Raw genomic sequence first — 6,442 nt, forward strand, 5'->3', positions numbered from 1 at the left:
CCTTGAAATGCAGGCCCGGTTTGGCTTTAATGCCATAAGCTGCCGGATTGGGCCAGCAGGGATAACAGCGAGAGGATGCAGATGAAGGCGGTTTTTTTAGATTATGAATCATTGGATAAAAATGACTTGGACTTCAGCGGCCTGCATGCGGTTTTTGATGAGCTGATTTTATATCCCGGCACTGCGCCGCAGCAGCTGCTGGAACGGGTACAGCATGCCGATGCCATTATCAGCAACAAAGCGCCGCTGGATGCGGAAACCCTGCAGCAGTGCCCGCAGCTGAAGCTGATTTTAATTTCAGCCACAGGCACGAACAATATTGATTTGGCGCAGGCCCAGCGCCAAGGCGTGACAGTGTGCAACTGCCAAGGCTACGGCACAGCTGCTGTGGCGCAGCACACTTTAATGCTGATGCTGAATTTAGCCGCTTCTTTCCGGCAGTATGACCGCGCTGTGCAGAACGGCGCATGGAACAAAGCCAGCCAATTCTGCCTGCTGGACTATCCGATTATTGAGCTGTCCGGCAAAACTTTGGGGCTGGTCGGCTATGGCGAGCTGGGCAAAGCCGTCGCGAAACTGGCGCAGGCTTTTGGCATGAAAGTCCTAGTCGCTTCGCTGCCGAAGCGTCCGGCGGCTGCGGAGCGCGTGCCTTTTTCCGAGCTGCTGGCGCAGGCGGATTTTTTAAGCCTGCATTGCCCTCTGACCGAAGATACGCAGGATTTAGTCGACGCCGCGGCTTTCGCTAAAATGAAGCCCAGCGCGTTTTTAATCAACTGCGCGCGCGGCGGCGTGGTGAATGAGCAGGCTTTGGCCGATGCCTTGCGCCAGGGGCAGATTGCCGGCGCAGCCACCGATGTTTTAACAGTTGAACCGCCTACAGACGGCAATGTCTTGCTGGACAGCAGCATTCCGAATCTGATCATTACCCCGCACAGCGCATGGGGCAGTGTCGATGCCCGGCAGCGCATTGTGCAGCAGCTGATTGAAAATGCCGAGGCGTTTCAAGCCGGCCTGCCGATCCGCAAAGTGAATTGACAGCTAATCTGGAATAGAAGCGGATGTGCCATGCTTCCGCTGGATTTTGCGCAGGCGCTGTATTGCTGATTCTGCATTGATAGATATCATTCTATTCACAGAGCAGGCTTAAAAATGAAAATGCCCAGCATCATGCTGGGCGTTTTTTATCAGCTTTTACCGCTGCAGGCTTACAGATCCGTCACCGGATAAGCCGTAGGCGCTGAACTGCCTGCAGGCGCTGCTTTTTTCGGTGCAGCTGGGCTGCCGGCCGAGGAAGACTCGCTTAAAGGGCGCTGCTCAATTGGCGCCGACTGCTGCGGCTTGCCGCCAATCGCATCTTTAGTTTCCTGAATTTTGGCATTCGCATTCTGCGCAGCTTTTTGCGCGCCTTCATCCACTTTATGCACAGTGTTGCTGGCGATGTCTTTGGTATTATCCCAGGCTTGATCAACGGACGGCTTCACTTTGGCAACGCCCCGCTCAGCCGCACCGCCGGCCTTTTTAGCGGTGCCCAGCACGCCTTCCTGGGTTTTATAGGCCCAGACATGGAAAATATTCGGGTTGCTGCCATAAGGCTTGACCGGCTTTTGACTTTGCTGCGCTGTCTGCGCCCACAGTGAGGCCGAAGCTAGGGCTAAGCCTGCACAGAGCGCAGTTTTTAATATATGGCTGAAAATTTTCATGGCGCAGGCCTCTATCTATGTGTTGTCTTAGAGGCCCTAAAGCCCGGTTCAGGGCCTCATTATAAGCATGCTTTTAAAGCTTGCATGCGCGCGTAGCGAAATTTATACAGCAGAATGCTTTGATGCTTGATCGGCAAAAGTGAAATGGGGGCTGTTCTGCAAGGCGGCTTTTGCAGCGCCGCTGAAAGGAGGGATCACCTGCAAGCCGGGCCGCTGCAGGTGATGAAACCGGCGCGCCGGTCAGTCACATTGCGCCAGCGCATCTTTTGCGAAATTGCCGCGCAGCGCAAGGAAGTTCTTTTGCACGTCTGGCGCATGCAGGTCAAACTTGGTGGCAGTGCTGGTGCCGTCTTTGGCGAAGGTTGCCGAACCGCCGGTCATCAGGGTATAGCCTTTGAATGACCACTGTTCAATGACTTTGCCGGCTTCCAGGTTGCCGGTAAATTCAATCACGCATTTGTCATCAAATTTGGTTAGTTTGGCTTTGTTATTGGTGGTATTTGGATAGACGTCCAAGTCGCTGACTTCTTGCAGAACCCCTAAGTCCAGCGTTGGAATTTTTGGCGCTGTTGTACATGCTGTAAGTGCGATACCCGCAAGACCAGTCAAAATGAGCGTTTTCAGTTTCATAAGCTTCTTTCTTGTTGAGTGTTGTTGGTTTGAGTATAGGGAATTAAGAAGGAGTTGCCTATTCCTGAAAATGTTAATTTATCCATTCAATAGCATCTTGGAGATGTTCAAAGTCATGTATCAAGCTTTCTAAAGGGGTTTCATTATTTATTAATGCAGAGTTAAACTGCTTCCACTCTTGTTCTTTCTTAGAATTAAAACCATAAATAGATTCAATATCACCTTTTTTCCAAATATAAATATTTTTAATTTTTAAAGAATTATGAATATTTTGAATTATAAGTTTCGCATCAGGAAATAAAGCAATGGAATTAAATTTTTTTGCTTTAATTTGGCGTAAAGTATCGCAGTTGATAGTGTGTTCTAGATCTATTTGTAAATCAGGGTGATCTTTATATTCCTGAACGAGTTTTCTAAAATCTTCGAAATCTTTTGCATTGTTTTTATCAATTAATTCCCAAAATGCACAATTACCAATAAAGTCCAAATCAGCAATGATACGAACAGGAATACCGAGAGCTTGAATAACTTTCTGCATAGGAATTAAATTGTGTTTTCCTTCTACCGCAATTAAAGCAATTTTTCTTAAGTGAAAAGGGCGATCTTTAATTTTTGAATAAATATTCGGTAATACACGTAATTCAGTTTTACCCTCAACTAGAAGAACCTCATCACTAAAGAAAATGTGAGATGCATTATTTAATTTAAAGGCATCATTAAGTTGTGCGAATCGATTTTGAGAAATCTGATTAATGATATGTGAAATTGGTTGTCTTGCTTGAGTTCCTAATTCTGAATTTTTATAAATTTGGATTGCATTAACTGCATGATTAGCAGACAAAAGGCTCGCTGAATGAGTCGAAAATATGATTTGATAGCCAAAATCACCCAAAGTGATCAAAGCATCACGGACTAATTCAATAGTAGTTGGATGTAAATATAATTCTGGTTCATCAATACAAATAATAGTATTTGATCTTCTTAAATTTGGATTGCTCTGTTGAATATCTGCTAAATAGCGTATCAAAGCCATTTGAATTGAACGTTGGCTACCATGTCCAAAATTTGAAAAATCCCTTTCAGTTGTTTCATTTTCAAAAATTTTAATAGTTCCATTTTTAAAAATATCTTCAATCGTTGGTGTTGGGAAATGTAGTTTTACAGAAATATCAGGGAAAAAATTATGCAAAATATGATTGATTCCTGCGTCTACAGTAGATAACGCATCGATTCGTTGTTCACCATCATGGGATAATAATTCTGATACTATAGCTAAACTAGAGGAGAATTGCTCCTGATAATTTTCCTGAACTTCTAGTGAGATAAGATCAAGAAGTTTAGATATAGCTGTACCACTTTTATTTTTTGTTGAGTCCTCCTGAGCATCAGACATAGCTTCAATATGGATGAATTTAGGAAATATTTTTATAATTGATTGTTCAATACCAGATTGAATAGGTTTCCATTCATTGCCATTGAATAATGTAACAACAATTTTTTGCCTGCCATTACTTTCGATAAATGTTGATCTTTGAATTTTTAACTCTTCATTAATAATAAATGGTCTTAGCTTTGTAGCATGATCTTCTTCTAGTAGATTTAATAATTCTTCTTTTACATTAATTAAAGTTGCCGTGACAATTATAGGGTCATCATGGTTATTAGCATTTGTGTAGTAGTTAAATGTTTTCGCACTTAGTCCTTCTAAAAGAAATTTAATCGCCAAAATTATGTTTGATTTTCCAGCATTATTATAACCAATAAGCGCTGTAAAGTTTTTCATTAAAACTTTAGTATCTTTACATGATCTAAAATTTTTTATCTCTAATTCTTTAATAGTTACGCTCATTTTTATTACCCCCTATAAATTATTTTTAATGGGTTAATAAAAAACCCACTATCTTTATAGTATTTTTTTTGATCAATTGCAATCTGTGTTGTTTAGTGCTACAACACATTCACATCCGCAACACTGGTAAACAAGTCACGTAACTGAGCTGGTAAACGTAACCGATCTCAGCATCTTTTGCTTAAGCCGTTTTCTAAAACTCCGGCAAAAAGAAAAACAGAGCAATAGCTCCAAAAATCCCGCTTAAAATCAGCCAGTCCTTTTTACGCATATTTGCAAGGCGGATCACCGAAAGATAAACACTGCCGAAAAACAGCAAAACAAAAATCAGCAGAACGAGCGGATTATTGAAGAAGAATTTGCTGATGCCAAACAGCACAAAAATGGCGGTACTGGAGACCCAATACAGCAATGCCAAAACAAATTTGTTCACTGATAAATTGCGGACAGAGCGGTCTAAACGAGGCAGGGTCACACCTAGTACAATCAGTCCTGCAAAACTGCCCAAAATAGAAATAATCATAAAGAATAGGCCACTCATATCCGGTTTGGTTGGTATATGAGGATGCAGCTTCCATAGGCCATAACCGAATGCCAGCAAAAGGGTATGGCAAAGCACAAGGTAAGCATCAATACGGTAAAACTTTTTAATTGGAGAGGCATTCATTATGATTACTGCTGATTTATTCTTAGTATTAAAAAACCCTGCTATTTCTAGCAGGGTTCCCATTTTATTTCAATCATTCAGCTTAGTGCTGCAACACCGAAATATCCGCAACACTGGTAAACAAATCACGCAGCTGCGCCAGTAAACGTAAACGGTTAGCTTTCAAATCCGCATCATCCGCCATGACCATCACACCTTCAAAGAATGCATCAATTGGCGCACGTAACGCAGCTAACTTAGAAAGCGCAGCCGTGTAGTCTTTTGCAGCTAAAAGCGGTTGAACCACAGGCAGGATATTTTGAATCTCTGCATAAAGTGCTTTTTCAGCATCTTCAACTAATTTAGACTCAACAATCTCACCCGTAGGTGCAGCTTCTTTCGCCAAGATATTGGCAACACGTTTATTCGCAGCAGCCAAAGCAGCAGCTTCAGGCAAACTACGGAAATGATTCACCGCAGTCACACGCTTATCAAAATCAAGTGGTGATTTTGGAGAAAGCGCTTGAACCGCTTGAATCACATCAACAGCAACGCCTTGGTCTTCATATTTCGCACGGTAACGACCTTCAAGGAATGCAACCGCATCCGCTAAAGTCTTGTCATGGTCTTTCAATACATCGCCATAAGCAGCCAAAGCAAGCTTGATCAATTCTTCAATCGAAACATCAAGATTGTTTTCAGTCACTAAACGCAAAATACCAATCGCAGAACGACGTAAAGCAAACGGGTCTTTCGAACCTGTAGGCGCTTGACCAATACCGAAAATACCTGTCAGCGTATCTAAACGATCAGCAAGGGCAATCGTCGTACCAGTTTTAGTTTGAGGTAAAACGTCACCTGCAAATTTAGGTAAATATTGCTCACCTAAAGCTTCCGCAACTTCATCATTCTCGCCTTCAATACGTGCATAGTAAGTGCCCGCAATACCTTGAAGTTCAGGGAATTCACCGACCAATTCAGAGGTTAAGTCACATTTTGCAAGCAGTGCTGCTTTTTCAGCATCCGCAGGATTCGCACCTGTGATTGCAGATAAAGCCACAGCTAATTTGGCAATACGTTCAGATTTATTCCAAAGCGTACCCAACTGTGCTTGGAAAACCATATTGGCTAATTTTTCTTTACGAGATGCAAGCGGTTGCTTTTGATCTTGTAAGAAGAAGAATTCAGCATCAGACAAACGAGGGCGTACAACTTTCTCATTCCCTTCAATGATTTGAGTTGGATCTTTAGACTCAATATTTGAAACAGTAATGAAATAAGGTTGAAGTTTATTGTCAGCATTCACCAAACAGAAATACTTCTGATTGTCTTGCATGGTGGTGATCAATGCTTCTTGAGGCACAGCAAGGAAACGTTCTTCAAAGCTTGCACGAAGCGCAACTGGCCATTCAACCAATGCGGTCACTTCATCACGTAAATCAGCAGGAACGATCGCAATCGCATTGACTTCATCAGCAAGTGCTTTGACTTGTTGGTCGATGATGGCTTGACGTTCTTCAAAATTCGCTACAACTTTTGCAGCACGAAGCGCATCTAAGTAAGCATCTGCATTGGCTAAAGTAATTGCTTCAGGTGCATGGAAACGGTGACCATAAG

The 6,442-nt window shown here is 42.8% G+C and carries 6 protein-coding genes; 1 reads left to right on the top strand and 5 read right to left on the bottom strand.

What is annotated here, in order from left to right; translation table 11 throughout:
* Positions 1 to 81: 81 nt before the first annotated feature.
* Positions 82 to 1,035, top strand: coding sequence for a 2-hydroxyacid dehydrogenase (locus RSA72_RS05125; protein ID WP_332623507.1), 954 nt, complete (start codon positions 82 to 84; stop codon positions 1,033 to 1,035).
* Between the two features lie 170 nt (positions 1,036 to 1,205).
* On the opposite strand, the gene RSA72_RS05130 is transcribed toward RSA72_RS05125, so the two are convergent.
* The 5 genes from RSA72_RS05130 to glyS all read right to left on the bottom strand — a co-directional run.
* Positions 1,206 to 1,700, bottom strand: a complete 495-nt coding sequence (locus RSA72_RS05130; RefSeq protein WP_332623508.1) for a hypothetical protein — start codon at positions 1,698 to 1,700, stop codon at positions 1,206 to 1,208.
* 240 nt (positions 1,701 to 1,940) lie between these two features.
* A complete protein-coding gene (locus RSA72_RS05135; RefSeq protein ID WP_332623511.1) occupies positions 1,941 to 2,330 on the bottom strand; it encodes a hypothetical protein in 390 nt (129 codons plus the stop codon).
* Positions 2,331 to 2,403: 73 nt separating this feature from the next.
* Positions 2,404 to 4,179, bottom strand: a complete 1,776-nt coding sequence (locus tag RSA72_RS05140) for an AAA family ATPase (RefSeq protein ID WP_332623513.1) — start codon at positions 4,177 to 4,179, stop codon at positions 2,404 to 2,406.
* Positions 4,180 to 4,372: 193 nt separating this feature from the next.
* Positions 4,373 to 4,846: a hypothetical protein gene (locus RSA72_RS05145; protein WP_332623518.1), complete on the bottom strand. Its 474-nt coding sequence runs from the start codon at positions 4,844 to 4,846 to the stop codon at positions 4,373 to 4,375.
* Positions 4,847 to 4,928: 82 nt separating this feature from the next.
* Positions 4,929 to 6,442 (bottom strand): glycine--tRNA ligase subunit beta (glyS, locus tag RSA72_RS05150; protein ID WP_332632831.1); only part of this gene is annotated, 1,514 nt, incomplete at its 5' end.

The organism is Acinetobacter sp. (assembly GCF_036659555.1).
Lineage (GTDB): Bacteria > Pseudomonadota > Gammaproteobacteria > Pseudomonadales > Moraxellaceae > Acinetobacter.

Bases quoted from the DNA above. Each gene is read 5' to 3' on its own strand.
- RSA72_RS05125 (WP_332623507.1), top strand. From the start codon at position 82: ATGAAGGCGGTTTTTTTAGATTATGAATCATTGGATAAAAATGACTTG.
- RSA72_RS05130 (WP_332623508.1), bottom strand. From the start codon at position 1,700: ATGAAAATTTTCAGCCATATATTAAAAACTGCGCTCTGTGCAGGCTTA.
- RSA72_RS05135 (WP_332623511.1), bottom strand. From the start codon at position 2,330: ATGAAACTGAAAACGCTCATTTTGACTGGTCTTGCGGGTATCGCACTT.
- RSA72_RS05140 (WP_332623513.1), bottom strand. From the start codon at position 4,179: ATGAGCGTAACTATTAAAGAATTAGAGATAAAAAATTTTAGATCATGT.
- RSA72_RS05145 (WP_332623518.1), bottom strand. From the start codon at position 4,846: ATGAATGCCTCTCCAATTAAAAAGTTTTACCGTATTGATGCTTACCTT.